Annotated in this window: 13 protein-coding genes; 6 read left to right on the forward strand and 7 right to left on the reverse strand. The window is 64.3% G+C overall.

Going from position 1 to position 17,964, the window contains the following annotated elements:
• Positions 1–4: 4 nt before the first annotated feature.
• Together AC1TXO_RS03905 and yjiA are read left to right on the forward strand one after the other, a co-directional pair.
• A complete protein-coding gene (locus AC1TXO_RS03905) occupies positions 5–202 on the forward strand; it encodes a YbdD/YjiX family protein (protein WP_486405117.1) in 198 nt (65 codons plus the stop codon).
• 80 nt (positions 203–282) lie between these two features.
• Positions 283–1,257 (forward strand): GTPase, encoded by a 975-nt coding sequence (yjiA, locus tag AC1TXO_RS03910; protein WP_486405118.1) that lies wholly within the window; start codon positions 283–285, stop codon positions 1,255–1,257.
• A gap of 47 nt (positions 1,258–1,304) precedes the next feature.
• Here yjiA and AC1TXO_RS03915 read toward each other — a convergent pair whose 3' ends face one another.
• From AC1TXO_RS03915 to AC1TXO_RS03925, 3 genes are all read right to left on the reverse strand, one after another.
• A complete protein-coding gene (locus AC1TXO_RS03915; RefSeq protein WP_486405119.1) occupies positions 1,305–1,892 on the reverse strand; it encodes a hypothetical protein in 588 nt (195 codons plus the stop codon).
• Between the two features lie 130 nt (positions 1,893–2,022).
• Complete coding sequence (glyA, locus tag AC1TXO_RS03920; protein ID WP_486405120.1) at positions 2,023–3,276, reverse strand: serine hydroxymethyltransferase; 1,254 nt, start codon at positions 3,274–3,276, stop codon at positions 2,023–2,025.
• 344 nt (positions 3,277–3,620) lie between these two features.
• Positions 3,621–7,442: an EAL domain-containing protein gene (locus tag AC1TXO_RS03925; RefSeq protein WP_486405121.1), complete on the reverse strand. Its 3,822-nt coding sequence runs from the start codon at positions 7,440–7,442 to the stop codon at positions 3,621–3,623.
• 228 nt (positions 7,443–7,670) lie between these two features.
• Here AC1TXO_RS03925 and AC1TXO_RS03930 point away from each other — a divergent pair, with 228 nt between their 5' ends.
• The 3 genes from AC1TXO_RS03930 (at position 7,671) to gdhA (ending at position 11,662) form a co-directional block, all read left to right on the forward strand.
• On the forward strand, positions 7,671–8,075 hold the full coding sequence (locus AC1TXO_RS03930) for a hypothetical protein (RefSeq protein WP_486405122.1): 405 nt from the start codon (positions 7,671–7,673) through the stop codon (positions 8,073–8,075).
• Between the two features lie 279 nt (positions 8,076–8,354).
• Positions 8,355–10,022, forward strand: coding sequence for an energy-dependent translational throttle protein EttA (gene ettA, locus AC1TXO_RS03935; protein WP_486405123.1), 1,668 nt, complete (start codon positions 8,355–8,357; stop codon positions 10,020–10,022).
• A 299-nt stretch (positions 10,023–10,321) separates the two neighbouring features.
• On the forward strand, positions 10,322–11,662 hold the full coding sequence (gene gdhA / locus AC1TXO_RS03940) for an NADP-specific glutamate dehydrogenase (protein WP_486405124.1): 1,341 nt from the start codon (positions 10,322–10,324) through the stop codon (positions 11,660–11,662).
• Positions 11,663–11,693: 31 nt separating this feature from the next.
• Here the strand turns inward: gdhA and AC1TXO_RS03945 are convergent, their stop codons facing one another.
• The 4 genes from AC1TXO_RS03945 to AC1TXO_RS03960 form a co-directional block, all read right to left on the reverse strand.
• Positions 11,694–12,191, reverse strand: a complete 498-nt coding sequence (locus tag AC1TXO_RS03945) for a GreA/GreB family elongation factor (RefSeq protein WP_486405125.1) — start codon at positions 12,189–12,191, stop codon at positions 11,694–11,696.
• A gap of 68 nt (positions 12,192–12,259) precedes the next feature.
• Positions 12,260–12,616, reverse strand: a complete 357-nt coding sequence (locus AC1TXO_RS03950) for a hypothetical protein (RefSeq protein WP_486405126.1) — start codon at positions 12,614–12,616, stop codon at positions 12,260–12,262.
• 120 nt (positions 12,617–12,736) lie between these two features.
• Positions 12,737–14,590 carry an Lnb N-terminal periplasmic domain-containing protein gene (locus tag AC1TXO_RS03955; protein WP_486405127.1) on the reverse strand — a complete coding sequence of 618 codons (1,854 nt, stop codon included), beginning with the start codon at positions 14,588–14,590 and terminating at the stop codon, positions 12,737–12,739.
• 78 nt (positions 14,591–14,668) lie between these two features.
• Complete coding sequence (locus tag AC1TXO_RS03960; protein WP_486405128.1) at positions 14,669–15,157, reverse strand: DUF3015 domain-containing protein; 489 nt, start codon at positions 15,155–15,157, stop codon at positions 14,669–14,671.
• Positions 15,158–15,410: 253 nt separating this feature from the next.
• Here AC1TXO_RS03960 and AC1TXO_RS03965 point away from each other — a divergent pair, with 253 nt between their 5' ends.
• Positions 15,411–17,849, forward strand: a complete 2,439-nt coding sequence (locus AC1TXO_RS03965) for a Lon protease family protein (RefSeq protein WP_486405129.1) — start codon at positions 15,411–15,413, stop codon at positions 17,847–17,849.
• The last annotated feature ends 115 nt before the right edge of the window (positions 17,850–17,964 follow it).

The following is a 17,964-nucleotide window of genomic DNA, read 5'->3' on the forward strand; positions in this document are numbered from 1 at the left end:
AGTGATGTTCAACGACCTGGGTCGACTGGGCAAGTACCTTGGGCAGGCCGCCCGGCTGATGGTCGGCATGCCCGACTACGACAACTATGTCGAGCACATGCAGAACAAGCACCCGGACAAGCCGGTAATGAGCTACGAGGACTTCTTCAAGGAGCGCCAGGAAGCCCGTTACGGTGGCAAGGCCGGCCCCAAGTGCTGTTGAACCTGTACCCTGCCTGAACCTGTGGGAGCCCGCGCAATCGGGCTCCCACAGTCATTTTCGGCTTCAATGGAGGCAAACGCGTGCACACCCCGATTCCCGTCACCGTGCTCACCGGCTTTCTCGGTGCCGGCAAGACCACCCTGCTCAAGCACATGCTCAAGGCCGAGCACGGCCTGAAGATCGCCGTGATCGAGAACGAGTTCAGCGATGCCGGCATCGACAGCCAGTTGCTGGGCGATGAGCCGGTGCAGGTCATGACCCTGGCCAACGGCTGCGTCTGCTGCAGCATCCATGGTGACCTCACCCGTGCCCTGTACCTGCTGCTCGAACGCCTGGACGCCGGCGAAATCGCCTTCGACCGCCTGGTGATCGAATGCACCGGGCTGGCCGATCCGGCGCCGGTGGCGCAGACCTTCTTCATCGACGAGGAACTGCGTGAGCGCTACCTGCTCGACGGTGTCATCACCCTGGTGGATGCCAAGCATGCCGAATTCCACCTGACCCAGGCCATCGCCCAGGCCCAGGTCGGTTTCGCCGACCGGCTGCTGCTGAGCAAGACCGACCTGGTCGAACCGCAAGTGGTCGAGGCGCTGCGTGAGCGTCTTGCGCGCATCAATGGCCGCGCGCAGATTCGCGTGGTCGAGCATGGCCGCATCGATCTGGCCGAGCTGCTCGATGTGCGCGGCTTCAACCTCAACCCGGACTTGGGCCTGAGCCTGAAACCGACCCTGCGTCCGGTGCTCAAGCCCGCCACCCCGGACCGTATCGCCACGCTGGTGCTGCGCACCGAAGCTGCACTGGACATCGATCGTCTCAGTGACTTCATGAACCGGCTTCTGGAGGACCACGGCAAACAGCTGCTGCGCTACAAGGGGGTGCTGAACATTGCCGGAGAGGACCGCCGTCTGGTGTTCCAGGGCGTGCTCAAGCTGTATGGCTTCGACTGGGATGCCGAGTGGAAGGAGGACGAGACGCGCGAGAGCGTGATGGTGTTCATTGGCGATGAACTGCCGCAAGAGGCGATTCGCCAGGGTTTTGCCGAGTTGGGCCACTAGTTCGGTTGCAGGTCCTGCAGGCACCTGCAACCGCCTGAGCCCCAGGGTTATCCGGCGCTCGCCCAATCAACCCCGCGCTGCAGGATGTTGAGCTGGTAGGTATGGTGGCTGGCACCCGGAACAGAGGCCAGGTAACCCCCTACCGGCCAGATTCCCTGGTTGTAGACAGGGTGACCGCCTGCATTGCTCAGCGTGACATCGAGCTGGTCCTGATCATCCTGGGTGATGTTGAGCAAGGCATGGCTCTGGGGCTTGCAGATTGTCCAGAAGGTGGGATCGACGCTCCCTATCTGCTGCAGCTCCAGCAGCCCTGCGGGACTGAGGAAAACACCCTTTCCGTAATAGGTGCCACCGCGAACGTAGAGCCTGTAGCCCTTGTCGCTGTAGCGGAAGTACAGGTGCAGAGGTTGTGAGTGCCTGGCTTTGCTGAAGCTGATCGTGCCCATCTCCTGACCTTGAGCGAAGTCTTCGTCAGTACCGTGCAGAAACCCCAAGGCCTTGTGACCTTTGACGGTCTTGCCTGGAGCGCCACCAGGCACCTCCAGGATGACCTGTCCTTCAGTGGACAGGCCCAGGCAATTGATCTCATGACCATCGGCCGACAGGGTGGCGATGAATGAATGCTGTTTCGACATGCGCTGCTCTCCTTGATTGAGAGCTGCAGGTTAGGGGCCGACGCCTGCACCCGGCAGGCGGAACGGATTCCGGACAGGCATGAAAAAGCCCGGCACACGGCCGGGCTTCTTCACATCAGGCGTCTGCCAATCAGTTGCCGTACACCGGCAGCTTCTTGCAGATGGCCTTGACCTTCTCGCGAACGGCGTCGATCACCGCTTCGTTGTTCAGGTCGGCGAGGATGTCGCAGATCCAGCCGGCCAGCTCGCGGCACTCCGCTTCCTTGAAACCGCGGGTGGTCACGGCAGGGGTGCCGAAACGCAGGCCCGAGGTGACGAACGGCGAGCGCGGGTCGTTCGGCACCGAGTTCTTGTTGACGGTGATGAAGGCTTTGCCCAGCGCGGCGTCAGCGTCCTTGCCGGAGATTTCCTGCTTGATCAGCGACAGCAGGAACAGGTGGTTCTCGGTGCCGCCGGAAACGACGTCGAAACCACGCTCGATGAATACGCCGGCCATGGCCTGGGCGTTCTTCACCACTTGCTGCTGGTAGGTCTTGAACTCAGGCTGCAGTGCTTCCTTGAAGCAGATCGCCTTGGCGGCGATGACGTGCTCCAGCGGGCCACCCTGGGCGCCTGGGAAGACGGCGGAGTTGAGCTTCTTCTCGATGTCGGCGTTGGCACGGGCCAGGATCAGGCCGCCACGTGGACCACGCAGGGTCTTGTGGGTGGTTGTGGTGACCACGTCGGCGAATGGAACCGGGTTGGGGTAGACGCCAGCGGCGACCAGGCCAGCGACGTGGGCCATGTCGACGAACAGGTAGGCACCGACCTTGTCGGCGATTTCGCGGAAGCGGGCAAAGTCCAGGACCTGCGAGTAGGCGGAGAAGCCGGCGACGATCATCTTCGGCTTGTGCTCGACCGCCAGGCGCTCGACTTCGTCGTAGTCGATCAGGCCGTTGCCGTCGATGCCGTACTGGATGGCGTTGTACAGCTTGCCCGAGGAGCTGACGCTGGCGCCGTGGGTCAGGTGACCGCCGTGGGCCAGGCTCATGCCCAGGATGGTGTCACCGGCCGACAGCAGCGCCAGGTAGACGGCGGCGTTGGCCTGGGAACCGGCGTGCGGCTGGACGTTGGCGTAGTCGGCGCCGAACAGTTCCTTGGCGCGGTCGATGGCCAGCTGCTCGACGACGTCGACGTACTCGCAACCGCCGTAGTAGCGCTTGCCCGGGTAGCCTTCGGCGTACTTGTTGGTCAGAACCGAACCCTGGGCTTCCATGACCGCTGGGCTGGTGTAGTTTTCCGAAGCGATCAGCTCGATATGCTCTTCCTGGCGCAGGGCTTCTTGCTGCATGGCTTCGAAGAGCTCGGCGTCGTACTTGGCAATGGTCAAATCACGGCTGAACATGGCGGTCCTCAAGGATCGGGGCTGAATTGGGATGGCATTCTAACCGATTGGGTCGGGCCTGGCATATGAAGTGGCATCAAGTCGCGGACCAGTGGGCCTCATGTTGCAACCCGCGTGTTGACTGGGCTGAGATGGGGCGCTAGTTGACCCTGAGGTCCGTTTTCTCGACGCCGGGTGGAGGCTGGATTGGTGCCCAACTTCTTGAGGGCAGTCCACCCTGTGGGAGCAACTGTCTTGCTCAAAATCTAGAGGCCAGCCCGCTCCCACAGGGATGGACTGCCCCCAAGAAGTTGGACACAAATCCAACCCTTGGGGGGCAGTCCAGGGACGGCGTCGCAGCACGATCACTGGAACATGAACAAGGTTTCGTTGCTGAACTGCGCCTCGAACTGGTTCGCCGGCATGGGCCGGCCGAACAGGTAGCCCTGCACTTCGTCGCAGCCGTGCTCGCGCAGGAACTCGAGCTGCTCGTGGGTCTCCACGCCTTCGGCGATCACCGCCAGGTTGAGGCTGTGGGCCATGGCGATGATCGCCCGGGCGATCTGCGCATCCTGCTCGCCCTCTGGCAGGCCGTCGACGAAGGTGCGGTCGATCTTCAGCACATCGATCGGGAACTGCTTGAGGTAGTTGAGCGACGAGTAGCCGGTGCCGAAATCATCGACCGCGATGCTCAGGCCCAGGTTCTTCAGGCTGTCGAGGATCTGCATCGCCTCGTTGACCTCGCGCATCAGGATGCTTTCGGTCAGTTCCAGCTCCAGGCATGCCGGTGGCAGGCGGGTCTCCTCCAGGATGGTGGCGATCCGCGTGCCCAGCTGGCCGTCGGAGAACTGCCGCGCCGAGATGTTCACCGACACCTTCGGCACCCGCACCTTGGCCTTGTGCCAGGCCCTGAGCTGGCGACTGGCCTCGCGCAACACCCAGTCGCCGACATCGACCACCAGCCCAAGCTCCTCGATCACCGGGATGAAGTCGCCCGGCGGCACCAGGCCGCGACGTGGATGGCGCCAGCGCAGCAGGGCCTCGGCGCCGGTCAGGCGCTTGCCGTCGCCGCTGAACTGCGGCTGGTAGTACAGGATGAATTCGTTCTGCTCCAGGGCATGACGCAGGTCGCTTTCCAGCTCCAGGCGCTCCAGGGCGCTGGCGTTCATGTCGGCCTGGTAGAACTGGAAGTTGTTCTTGCCGCGCTCCTTGGCGTGGTACATCGCGGTGTCGGCGTTCTTCATCAGCTGGCTCAGCTCGTTGCCGTCCTGGGGGCTGAGGGCGATGCCGATGCTGGCGGTGACGAAGAACTCGCGGTTTTCCAGCACGAACGGCCGCACCAGGCTGGCCAGGATGTTCTCGGCCACGTGAATGGCGCGGTTCAGTGCCATCTCGCGGCTGGTGCGCGACTGCAGCAGCAGGGTGAATTCGTCGCCGCCCATGCGCGCCACGGTGTCGTCTTCATCGACGCAGGCCAGCAGGCGCTCGGCCATGTCCTTGAGCATGCGGTCGCCAGCGGCATGGCCGAGGGAGTCGTTGATCGGCTTGAAGCGGTCCAGGTCGAGGAACATCAGCACCACCCACGACTTGTGCCGCTCGGCCTGCTGCAAGGCGGTGTGCAGGCGGTCCTGGAACAGCGTGCGGTTGGGCAGGTGGGTGAGGGCGTCGTAGTAGGCCAGGCGGTGGATGCGCTGCTCGCTGGCCTTGCGCTCGCTGATGTCGGTGAAGAAGCACACGTAGCTGGCCAGGTCGCGCTCGTCGTCGAGTACCGCGGTGATGCCGACCCAGGCCGGATAGTGCTCGCCGCTGCGGCGCCTGAGCCACACTTCGCCCTCCCAGGTACCGCGCTGGTTCAGTTGCTTGAGCACGTAGCCCAGGTGCGCGTCCTGCTGGCCCTCGACGGTGAGCATGTTCGGGCGCTGGTCGAGCACTTCGTCGGGCGCGTAGCCGCTGACGCGGCTGAAGGCTTCGTTGACCTGGACGATATACCCGGCCGGGTCGGTGATGAGGATCGCCGAGGTCGAGTGCTCGAACACCGTCGCCGCCATGCGCAGGTCTTTTTCGGCGCGGCGTTGCTGGCTGATGTCGCGGCCCACGCCAAGCACGCCCTCGAAGCGCTCGTGGTCGTCCCACACCAGTACCAGGCGCAGTTCGATGGGGATCTTGCGCCCGTCTGCGCGCAGGCAGTCGAACAGGAACACCTGGGTCGGCAGTTGGCTGCGCAGGCGGTGCAGTTGTTCGCTGTCGCCCAGGGCCTGGCTGACGCGCTCCATCAATGCCTGGATGCCGCTGAGCTGGGACGGGTTGGCGATCACCGAGGGCCAGCCGTGCTTGAAGATGTAATCCACCGGGTAGCCCAGCACGGTCTGTACCGAAGGGCTGACGTAGTTGAGCTGCAGCTGGTTGTCGGTGGAGAAGATCACGTCGCTGATGCTTTCGGCGAGCATCCGGTAGCGCTGTTCGCTGTCGCGCAGCGACTGGCTGGCCTCGATCTGCACCGTGACATCCTTGCCCACGCCGATGATCCGCGTGACCTGGCCCTCGCTGTCGCGCGCCAGGACCTGCTCGCGGATGTCGTAGCAGCGCCAGCCGCCGTCGCGGTGGCGGAAGCGCAGCTGGCAGTGCAGCGACTGGCTGTGGCCGCTGTCGCGCTGCTGCTGGCGCAAGCTGCGGTAGTGCTCGGCGTCTTCCGGGTGCAGCAGCAGTTCCCAGAAGTGATCGCCCATCTGCGCCAGTTCCGAGCGGTCGTAGCCCAGTGTCTGGCCCAGGTGGCGGTTGCTGAAGATCATGCGCCGGTTGTGCACGTCCTGGACGTAGAGCTGGTCGGGCACCGTGCGCACCACGTCCGACCAGAAGCTTTCCCGCTCGAGCAGCGACAGCTCGACCTGCTTGCGGCTGGTGATGTCACTGATGCTCAGGATCACTGCCTGGTAGTCGCGGCGCTGCTGGGGCAGGCGGGCCATCAGCCACAGGTGCAGCTCGCCTCCGAGCGGGGCCGGCAGGCGCACCTCCAGCTCGAACTGCGGACGCTGCTCGATCAGCGCATCGAGCAGTTGCATGCCGATGCTTTCACGGCCATCTCCGCTGCCCTCGATCAGCCGCTGCCAGGCGCCCTCGTTGCTCGTCACGTTGAGCAGTTGGCGGGCCACCTGGTTGATTTCGGTGATCTTCAGTTCCTGCAGCAGGGTGCGGCGCAGGTTCGGCTCCAGTGCCAGGCTCTGCTTGAGCGCAGCCAGGTTGCGCAGGTGATAGCGGTCGAGCTGGCCGGGCAGGCTCGACAGGTCGAGCACGCACAGGGCCACCCCGGTGCTGTCGAAGATATCCTGGTAGCGGCGGCGGTCTTCCTGCAGGGCGCGCTGGCGACGGCGCATGTTGATCAGCGCCAGGCCTGGCAACAAGGCGCAGAACAGCACCAGCAGGCTCTTGCCCAGCAGGGCCGGGAGCAGTTTCTCGCGGGCCAGGGCCGGGTCGTACAGGCCGCGGACTTGCCAATTGCTGTTGTCGATGAAGGCCAGCAGCACACTGTGCAGCGCCAGCGGGTCGCTGTGGGCGACACCGCTGCGGTCGATCACCGCGCCGTCACGGCTGTTTTCCAGCAGCCACAAGGGGTGGATCGGGGCGTTGAGCTTGCGGGTCAGTTCCTGGTAGTAGTCCGCCGACAGGCGCAGCAGCCAGTAGCCGCGATCCTGTTCGGCGGATTGACGCAGCAGCAGGTAGATCAGCCGATTGTCGGTCGAGTTGCCGTAGAAGTAGGCATTGCCCTGGTTCAGGCGCAGCAGCGCGTCGATCGCTTGACGGTCGGGGCTGTCTTGCAGGCTGTCGGCGCGAATCTGCCCGTTGCTGTCCAGCCAGGCCAGTTCGCGCAGTGCCGGCAGGCGCCCGCGCAGGGTCTGCAGCAACGCCGGCAGCGCAGTCGGCGACGGTGCCTTGACGTAGGGCTGGACCAGGTTCATCGCCTGCTGGGCCTTGAGCGCCATGTTCAGGCTCAGGTGGTCGGCCAGTTCCGCACTCGTCGCCACGCTCTGCTCGCGCAGGTCGGCCTGTGTGTGGCGAAACTGCGAGAACAGCTGCCAGAACAACAGACCCAGCAGGACCAGGGCCAGCAGGGCGAGTGCACCCTTGAGCGAGCCTCGCAACGAAGCGGTCGGCGCTGGGCGCTGGATGGGCGGTCGGATGAAGTTGGTCAAGCGTTGGTCCTGCGATTGGGCTGGCGAAGGCAGGGGGGATCATGCACGCGGCATGCCGCCGTGGCGCACTATAAGGCCGGACGCACGAAAGCGGCTAGCATGCCTTGGATTATGGCAAAGTGCCAGTCCCTGTGTCGGCGGCCCTGTGCTGACGGGCGTTCGGCAAGCCCTTGCATCCTGTGCGAGAATGCCGGCCGTTTCATAGTCAATGCATCGGAGAAGCACGGTTTGGTTACCCACTATTCCACCAATGGCCTCGATTCCGCCTGTGGGCGCAGCAGTCAGACTTTGGTCAGCACTGCCGTGGCCGACGACGTATCCTGCAAGTCCTGCCAGCGCTCGTTCGCCAAGCCCGACGCGGCGTCTGCCGTGCGCAAGACGCCGTCGCTGGCCGAGCTGCGCAAGTCGGCCAAGGCGGCAGTCGAGCCGGCCAAGGTCGCGGTCGTTGCCGCCGAGGTGAAACCTGCAGCGAAGGTTGTGAGCAATCCGGTGAGCAGGCCGGCCGGCAAGGCCGTCGAGACCCCGGCCCGCACCGGTGGTTTCAGCGTCAAGGCCGCCTGGGCCGCACGCCTGGCCGAAGAGAGCGGGCAGTCGCGCCTGCCGCGGGGCAAGGGCAAGCAGCGTCACGTCTGACGAAACAGGCCCCGCGTTGCCTGGCACCGGCTGTGCCGGTGATCGCGGGGCGAGCCGGCTCCCACAGCAGTAGACAGCCCCGCAAGGGGTGGATCTGTGCCCCGCTTTCAGGGGGCCGCCCAACAGGACCTGAAAGTGCGCTGCCCTTGCATGGCAGTCATTCACAAAGACTTGGCGTAGAATGGCCATCTTTGTTCAACGACACCTCGAATACAGATCGCCCTGACTCGCTCAGGGCGCTCGTCGATGTCTTTACCTATCCATATAGAGGGCTTGGTTTTGGCTCAATACGTCTACACCATGCATCGGCTGAGCAAGGTCGTGCCGCCGAAGCGGGAAATTCTCAAGAACATCTCCCTGTCGTTCTTCCCCGGCGCCAAGATCGGCGTACTGGGCCTGAACGGCGCCGGCAAGTCCACGCTGCTGCGGATCATGGCTGGCGTCGACAAGGAATTCGACGGCGAAGCCCGTCCGATGCCCGACATCAATGTCGGCTACCTGCCCCAGGAGCCGCAGCTGGACCCGAGCAAGACCGTGCGTGAAGTGGTCGAGGAGGCGGTCAGCGTGATCAAGGACGCCCAGGCGCGCCTGGACGAGGTCTACGCCGCCTACGCCGACCCGGATGCCGACTTCGACAAGCTGGCCGCCGAGCAGGCCAAGCTCGAAGCCATCCTGCAGGCCGCCGACGGCCACAACCTGGAGCGCCAGCTGGACGTCGCCGCCGACGCCCTGCGCCTGCCGGCCTGGGACGCGAAGATCGAGCACCTGTCCGGTGGCGAGAAGCGCCGCGTGGCGCTGTGCCGCCTGCTGCTGTCGGCCCCCGACATGCTGCTGCTGGACGAACCGACCAACCACCTGGACGCCGACTCGGTGGCCTGGCTGGAGCGCTTCCTGCACGACTTCCCCGGCACTGTGGTGGCCATCACCCACGACCGTTACTTCCTCGACAACGTCGCAGGCTGGATCCTCGAACTGGACCGCGGCGCGGGCATCCCGTACGAAGGCAACTACTCGGGCTGGCTGGAAGCCAAGTCGGACCGTCTGGCGCAGGAATCCAAGCAGCAGAGCGCCCACGAGAAGGCCATGAAAGAGGAACTGGAGTGGGTGCGCAAAGGCGCCAAGGCCCGCCAGTCCAAGTCCAAGGCCCGTCTGCAGCGCTTCGAAGAAATGCAGTCGCAGGAGTTCCAGAAGCGCAGCGAGACCAACGAGATCTATATCCCGGCCGGTCCACGCCTGGGCGACAAGGTCATCGAGTTCAAGAACGTCTCCAAGGGCTACGGCGATCGCGTGCTGATCGACAACCTGTCGTTCTCCATGCCCAAGGGCGCCATCGTCGGCGTCATCGGCGGTAACGGTGCCGGTAAGTCGACCCTGTTCCGCATGCTGATGGGCAAGGAGCAGCCGGACTCGGGCAGCATCGAGATCGGTGAAACCGTGCAGCTGGCCTGCGTCGACCAGAGCCGCGAGGACCTGGACGGCAGCAAGACCGTGTTCCAGCAGGTTTCCGACGGCTCCGACCAGATCCGCATCGGCAACTACGAGATCCCGTCGCGTACCTACGTCGGCCGCTTCAACTTCAAGGGCGGCGACCAGCAGAAGTTCGTCAAGGACCTCTCCGGTGGTGAGCGTGGCCGTCTGCACCTGGCCCTTACGCTGAAAGAGGGCGGCAACGTCCTGCTGCTCGACGAACCGTCCAACGACCTGGACGTCGAGACCCTGCGTTCGCTGGAGGAAGCCCTGCTGGACTTCCCGGGCGCCGCCATCGTGATTTCCCACGACCGTTGGTTCCTGGACCGCGTGGCGACCCACATCCTGGCCTACGAGGACGACTCGAACGTGGTGTTCTTCGAAGGCAACTACACCGAGTACGAAGCCGATCGCAAGAAGCGCCTGGGCGATGCCGCTGCCCAGCCGCACCGGGTACGGCACAAGAAGCTGGCCCAGTAAGCTGGCTTGAGTTGCACAAGGATGGGGCCTTCGCAGGCCCCATTTTTGTGCCTGGCTGGAGGCTGCGGTGGCCTCATTCGCGGGCAAGCCCGCTCCCACAGGGACGCTTGCAGTTCCAAACCCTTGTGGGAGCGGGATTGCCCGCGAAGGCAGCACCCAGGTATCAATTTGTATACATTTATATAAAACGCACCAAAAAAATTCAGAAAAACGACATTTTGCCCTGTTCCAGTGCGATTGCTTCTTGATAGAGTCCAGAAAAAATCAATAAGTCCAATCCTCTTGGTGAGATGTCTACCATGATCGAATCCGTCGACCACTTCCTCGCGCGCCTGAAGCAGCGTGATCCCGGCCAGCCCGAATTCCACCAGGCGGTGGAAGAGGTGCTGCGTACCCTTTGGCCGTTCCTCGAAGCCAACCCCCACTACCTGCAGGCCGGCATCCTCGAGCGCATGGTCGAGCCGGAGCGTGCGGTGCTGTTCCGTGTGTCGTGGGTCGATGACCAGGGCAAGGTCCAGGTCAACCGTGGCTACCGCATCCAGATGAGCAGCGCCATCGGCCCGTACAAGGGCGGCCTGCGCTTCCACCCGTCGGTGAACCTGGGCGTGCTCAAGTTCCTGGCCTTCGAGCAGGTGTTCAAGAACTCGCTGACCTCGCTGCCCATGGGCGGCGGCAAGGGCGGTTCGGACTTCGACCCCAAGGGCAAGAGCGATGCTGAAGTCATGCGTTTCTGCCAGGCGTTCATGAGCGAGCTGTACCGCCATATCGGCGCCGACCTCGACGTGCCCGCCGGTGACATCGGTGTGGGTGCCCGCGAGATCGGCTTCATGTTTGGCCAATACAAGCGCCTGGCCAACCAGTTCACCTCGGTGCTGACCGGCAAGGGCATGACCTACGGTGGCAGCCTGATTCGTCCGGAGGCCACCGGCTACGGCTGCGTGTACTTCGCCGAGGAAATGCTCAAGCGCAAGGACCTGCGCATCGACGGTCGCCGGGTGGCGATCTCCGGTTCCGGCAACGTCGCCCAGTATGCGGCGCGCAAGGTGATGGATCTGGGAGGCAAGGTGATCTCGCTATCCGATTCCGAAGGTACGCTGTTCTGCGAAGCCGGCCTGAACGACGAGCAGTGGGATGCGCTGCTGGAGCTCAAGAACGTCAAGCGCGGTCGCATCAGCGAACTGGCCGAGCGCTTCGGTCTCGAGTTCCGCAAGGGCCAGACGCCGTGGAGCCTGCCGTGCGAGATCGCCCTTCCGTGCGCCACGCAGAACGAGCTGAACGCCGAAGACGCCCGCACCCTGCTGGCCAACGGCTGCATCTGCGTGGCCGAAGGCGCCAACATGCCGACCACGCTCGAGGCGGTGGACGTGTTCATCGAGGCGGGCACCCTGTTCGCTCCGGGCAAGGCGTCCAACGCCGGTGGTGTTGCGGTGTCGGGCCTGGAGATGTCGCAGAACGCCATGCGCCTGCTGTGGACGGCGGGTGAGGTGGACAGCAAGCTGCATGCGATCATGCAGTCGATCCACCATGCCTGCGTGCACTATGGTCAGGAGGCCGACGGGTCGGTCAACTACGTCAAGGGCGCGAACATCGCCGGCTTCGTGAAAGTTGCCGATGCCATGCTGGCGCAGGGCGTGGTCTGATTCGAGATCGCCGGGGGCTGCACGGCAGCCCCTAACCCTCAGCAAGGATCTCGACCACCTCGATTGACAGATCCCCTGCTGGCCGCCGCCACACCACCTCATCCCCAGGCCTCGCGCCAAGCAGCGCCCGCCCCAGTGGCGAGCCCCAGTTGATCAAGCCTCGTGCCGCATCGGCCTGGTCTTCCCCGACCAGTTGCACCGCGTGTTCCTTATCCTGCTCATCGACGAACCGCACCCGGCTGCCGATCTGTACTTTTTCCACCGACGTGGCAGCAGGCACCACCTGAGCGCTCTGCACCCGCGCACGGAAGTAGCGCAGGTCGCGTTCGGTATCGGCCAGGCGCTGCTTGTCGGCGCGCTCGCCCTGGGCTTGCAGGTCGCTGTGCGTGGCCATGAGCGCAGCCACGCGCTGCTGCAACTGCACGAGCCCGCTGGCGGTGACGTAGTTTGGCTGGTCGCTGACCCGGCGCTCCACCGGCTGGCTGGCCTGGGCGGCGGCCTGGTCTTCGTTGACGAATGCTCGGCTCATGAATGGCCTCCTTGTATCTGGAGACCATGGTGAAGCCTGCCGGGTTTCCCCGGATGTCTGGCTGCGACCTAATTGTGACGATAGGCGCGCGCTGCACCGCGGTCTTTTTCCTGCTGCCAGTCGCGGTCACGCTCGTCCCAGTAGCGCTCTCGATACTGACGCGTATCTTCGCTGTTCTGCATGGCGTGGCACTGGCGAAAACCATCGTCCCAACCGCTTTCGTAGCGCCTGTCGTGCAGATAGCGCGGTACGTCCTTGCGAAAATCACCGACCATCAGCCCCGCCGCCTGACGACCGCTGCTGCAGCCGTCCTGGAAACCGTCGGCATAGGCGGGCGGGTAGCCCTGATCGAGCATCTGCTCGTGGGTGGACTGGCAGCCGGCCAGCAACAGGGTTATCCACAGGGCGAAACCGTACCGCAACATAGACGCTGGACCTCCGGGTGACAGGGGAAGTCTAGGTCGGGAATTGTCGCGGCGATGTCAAAACGCCGTCGAAGGATTGCACGTCATGGCCAATCCACAGGTGCTGTGCAGGCAGTGGTATCAGTACTGATACCACTTCAACTCGAGCATCACCTCGTTCTGCGCAGTGGCCAGGTGGCTGAACTCGCGCTTGGCACTCAACCTCAGGCCCAGGTTCTGCGAGATTTCCCATTGCTGGTTCAGGCTCAGGCTGCGGCGTACTTCGCCATTGGTGAAGTAATCGCCTTTGGCTTCCAAGGTCATGTTGCCCAGCCCGTTGCGCCACAGCAGACCACCATTGAAACCGGCCGCCGGAGAGATGAATTCCGAGAAGTCGTTGTGATGTTCGACCCGTACCGTACCGAGGGCGAAGCCCAACAGGCCGTCGGCGAGCTGCCAGGTGCCGCCACCGCCACCGTTGACGTGGCTGACCAGCACCTCGTCGTCATGCTTGCCCGGCACCCGCTCGAGGCCGCCAGCCACTTGCCACGACCACGGCTTGAGCAGCTCGTTGCGCGGGGTCAGGGAACGGATGGTGGCCAGGTCCAGGCGCTGCACCTGCCAGTCGTTGCCTTCGTACTGGCGCAGCTTGAGCTGGAGGATCTCGATCTGCGCACCGAGGGGGAAGCCGTAGGCGTTGTCGTTGAGGTCGTGGTAGGCCATGCGCAGGCCGTATTCGGCGAAGGCGCGGTCTTCGCGGGTACCGACACCCAACTGCCAGGTACGCGACTGGTGACCGTCCTCGGGCAGGCCGGGGCGTTCGATCTGCAGCGGTGGCGGTGGATTGCGGTTGATCGCCCGCAGCAGCTCGAAGCTGCGCCTGGCCTGCTCGGGGTCGCGTTCCTGGCCGGTGGCGCGGTAGCGTTCAAGGCGGTACGCGGCGTCCTGCACCAGCGCCTGGCGCTCGCGCGGCAGGGCGTTGAATTCCGGGCTCTGCAACTGCGCGGTGTCGGCGCTGACCGCCAGCACCTGCTGCTTTTCGTGGTGTTCCAGCGGCTCGGCGCGGGCCAGCAGCTCGCGCTCGCGCGATGGCCGGTAGCGTACATCGGACACCAGGCCCGACTGCTTGACCGCCTTGACCGTGTCGGTGGGGATGGCGGTGAGCGGGAACTGCGAGGTCAGGTCCAGCCCGGGGCGTGCCACCTGCAGCAGCTCCAGCAGGCGGTAGGAGCAGTTCTCGTCGAAGAAGAAGTAGTCGAACTGCATCTGCTTGAGTTCCCAGACGTGCTCGACCATGCGCCCGGTCTCTTCCGGCGTCAGGTCCAGCTGGTACTCCCACAGGTCGCGGTTCTCCAGGCTGCGGTATTCGGAAAGTTTTTCCTGGTACGGCATCATCGCGAACAGCCCGGGGTAGCCGCCCATCAGGCCTTTCCAGGCGTAGAGAATGCTGTTGTCGCTGCCTTCGATGTAGGCGCCGAAGTTGATCGCGTAGCTGAGCAGCGTGGTGTCGTTGCTGCGGGTGTCGGCCTTGTCGATGCGCAGCAGGGTGTGGCCGAACATCGAGGACGGGCTGTTCAGATAGGCCGCCGGGAAGATCAGCACCGCGCTGTGCGGGGCGACGTCGGCGTACCAGCGGCTGTATTCCTGGCAGTCGGGGCTGGGCAGGTCGGTCAGTTGCAACTGCTCGCGCAGCCAGCGGGTGCGCGCCGGGAAGACGCATTGGGCGTGCTTGTCGCCCAGGTTGGCCGGGGCATACAGCGCATCGACCGTGGCCCGCAGTTCACGGTCCGGATGATGGGCGCCGTCCTCGGCGAGAAAGAATTTGTCATCGTCCACATAACTGCGCCAACCGCCCAGCTTGGCGGTTTCGTAGTGACCCAGTGCGATCCAGTAGCGGTCGGCGGCCAACTGCTGCACGCGCGCCTCGTCCAGCGAAGGTGTCGCGTAGGCAGGGGCGCAGGCGCATAACGTCAGGTAGGCGAAACGTTTGAGCATATCGGGCAACTACTTCTGAATGATGCCGAAGGAAGGCGGGCGAAACCCGCCCCGCAAGCGGGGCGGGCAGGGTCGAACTTACGCCTCGGTAGCGTACTTCGCCAGTTGCGGGTCGTTTTTCAGGACCGCGATGGTGTTGCTGTGGACATCTTCGGCAGTGACGTTGGCGCTGCTGAAGATCTGCTGGAAGTGGTCGTGGGTGACCGACGCGAAGTGCGCGCGGTCTTCTGGTTTGACGCCCAGTACCACGGCGTAGGTGGTCAGGGCTTCGCCCTGGCCCTGGGCCATGTCTTCGGACAGCTCGTTCATGGTGCCATTCATGGCCAGCCACGATTTGCCGCCGTAGGTGAGCGCTGCCTTGGTGGAGCAGCCGTTGGTGCCGGAGGTCATGCCGAAGGTGGCGTTACCGGAGGTGCCGTTGGTGGTGGAGGCCAGGAAGTGCGCCGGAGTGCCGCGCTGGCCTTCGAACAGCAGGTTGCCCCAACCGCAGTTCGGGCCACCTGGCGCTTCGGCCATGGCATTGATCGAAACCGCGGCGAACAAGGTACCCAGAAGAATCCGTTTCATAGCGTTATTCTCTTTTTCGATACGTATCAATGATCAGGGTTGTCTGGCAGTTCTTTGCCAGGACGGGAAAGCGTTTTACCCACCCGCGCAGTTTGGAGTTTAGGCACGATCCAATAGTTGCGTAGTTGATTGCGAAAAAATCTTGGACAAACCTTTTTTGCGCCTGCGACATAAAGTCCTGCAGCACCTTGCAAGGCGCGCGCACCCGGCGCCAGAATGCTGCGTATCCGCCCCGCCGAAGTAAGGAAACCCAATGCCCGATCCTGTTGCCGCGCGCCTGCGTCTCGCGCCCGAAGCCCTGACCCGGCGTTTTTCCCCCGAGCAGTTCGCCTTCACCAACACCGATGATCTGGAGCCGTTTCGCGGAGTACTGGGCCAGGAGCGTGCCGTCGAGGCCCTGCAGTTCGGCGTGGCCATGCCACGCCCTGGCTACAACGTCTATGTGATGGGCGAGCCGGGCACCGGCCGCTTCTCCTTCGTCAAGCGCTACCTCAAGGCCGAGGGCAAGCGCCAGCAGACCCCGGCCGACCGGGTCTACGTCAACAACTTCGAGGACCCGCGCGAGCCGCGTGCGCTGGAACTGCCGGCCGGCACCGCCGGTGAATTCATCGCCGACATGAACGGGCTGATCGGCAACCTGCTGGCGACTTTCCCGGCGGTGTTCGAGCACCCGGCCTACCAGCAGAAGAAAGGCGCCATCGATCGCGCCTTCAACCAGCGCTACGACCGCGCCCTCGATGTGATCGAGCGGGCGTCGCTGGAAAAGGACGTGGCCCTGTACCGCGACGCCAGCAACGTCGCCTTCACCCCCATGGCCGAGGGCAAGGCGCTGGATGAGGCCGAGTTCGCCCAGTTGCCCGAGGACGTCCGCGAGCAGTTCCACGAAGACATCGCCGAGCTGGAGGAGCGTCTCAACGAGGAGCTGTCCAGCCTGCCGCAGTGGAAGCGCGAGTCGAACAACCAGTTGCGCGAGCTCAACGAAGAGACCATCACCCTGGCCCTGCAGCCGCTGCTGGCGCCGTTGTCGGAGAAGTACGCCGAGAACGCTGCGGTGTGCGCCTACCTGCAGTCGGTGCAGTTGAACCTGCTGCGCACCGTGGTCGAGCAACTGGTCGACGATGCCAAGACCGATGCCGTGGCGCGCAAGATGCTTGAGGAGCAGTACGCGCCGAGCCTGGTGGTGGGGCATCCGGTCAATGGCGGCGCGCCGGTGGTGTTCGAGCCGCACCCGACCTACGACAACCTGTTCGGCCGCATCGAGTACAGCACCGACCAGGGCGCGCTTTCCACCTCCTACCGCCAGTTGCGCCCCGGGGCGCTGCACCGCGCCAACGGCGGCTTCCTGATCCTGGAAGCGGAGAAGATGCTCGGTGAGCCGTTCGTCTGGGATGCGCTCAAGCGCGCCCTGCAATCGCGCAAGCTGAAGATGGAATCGCCGTTGGGCGAGCTGGGCCGCATCGCCACCGTCACCCTGACGCCGCAGATGATCCCGCTCAACGTCAAGCTGGTGATCATCGGTTCGCGCCAGCTCTACTACGCGCTGCAGGACCACGACTCGGACTTCCAGGAGATGTTCCGCGTACTGGTCGACTTCGACGAAGACATGCCGATGGTCGACGAGAACCTCGAACAGTTCGCCCAGTTGCTGCGTACCCGCACCAACGAGGAAGGCATGGCGCCGCTGACCAGCGATGCGGTGGCGCGCCTGGCCACCTTCAGCGCGCGCCTGGCCGAGAACCAGTCGCGGCTGTCGGCGCGTATCGGTGATCTGTTCCAGCTGGTCAGCGAGGCCGATTTCATCCGCCAGCTGGCCAACGACGAGATGACCGACGCCGGGCACATCGAGCGTGCGCTCAAGGCCAAGGCCACGCGGACCGGGCGGGTGTCGCAGCGGGTGCTCGATGACATGCTCGCCGGCATCATCCTGATCGACAGCGAAGGCGCGGCCATCGGCAAGTGCAACGGCCTGACCGTGCTGGAAGTGGGCGACTCGGCGTTCGGCATGCCTGCGCGCATCTCGGCCACGGTCTACCCGGGCGGCAGCGGCATCGTCGACATCGAACGCGAGGTCAACCTCGGCCAGCCGATCCACTCCAAGGGCGTGATGATCCTCACCGGTTACCTGGGCAGCCGCTACGCCCAGGAATTCCCCCTGGCGATCTCGGCGAGCATCGCCCTGGAGCAGTCCTACGGCTATGTGGATGGCGACAGTGCCTCGCTGGGCGAGGCCTGCACGCTGATCTCGGCGTTGTCGCGCACTCCGCTCAAGCAGTGCTTCGCCATCACCGGCTCGATCAACCAGTTCGGTGAAGTACAGGCTGTCGGTGGGGTCAACGAGAAGATCGAAGGCTTCTTCCGCCTGTGCGAAGCGCGCGGCCTGACGGGCGAGCAGGGGGTGATCATCCCGCGTGCCAACGTCGCCACGCTGATGCTCGACGAGCGTGTGCTGCAGGCGGTGGAGGCCGGGCGCTTCCACGTCTATGCGGTGAGCCAGGCCGATGAGGCACTGAGCCTGCTGGTCGGCGAGGAGGCCGGTGCGCCGGACGAGAAAGGCGAGTTCCCCGAAGGCAGCGTCAATGCGCGCGTGGTCGAGCGCCTGCGGGTCATCGCCGAAATGATCAGCGAGGAAGACATCAAGGACGCCGAGAAGGAGCGCCTCGAGGAGATGGTGGCCCAGGCCAAGCCTGCCTGAGTCAATAAACCGGCGCTGGCGGCCATGTGCTACCGTTCAGCGCCGGTTTTCCAGCAATTCCCATCCATCATCTATGCTGGAACTTAGGGAGTTGTCAGGGTTCAGGATGGAAACA

The sequence above is a fragment of the Pseudomonas sp. FA117 genome, assembly GCF_057370475.1.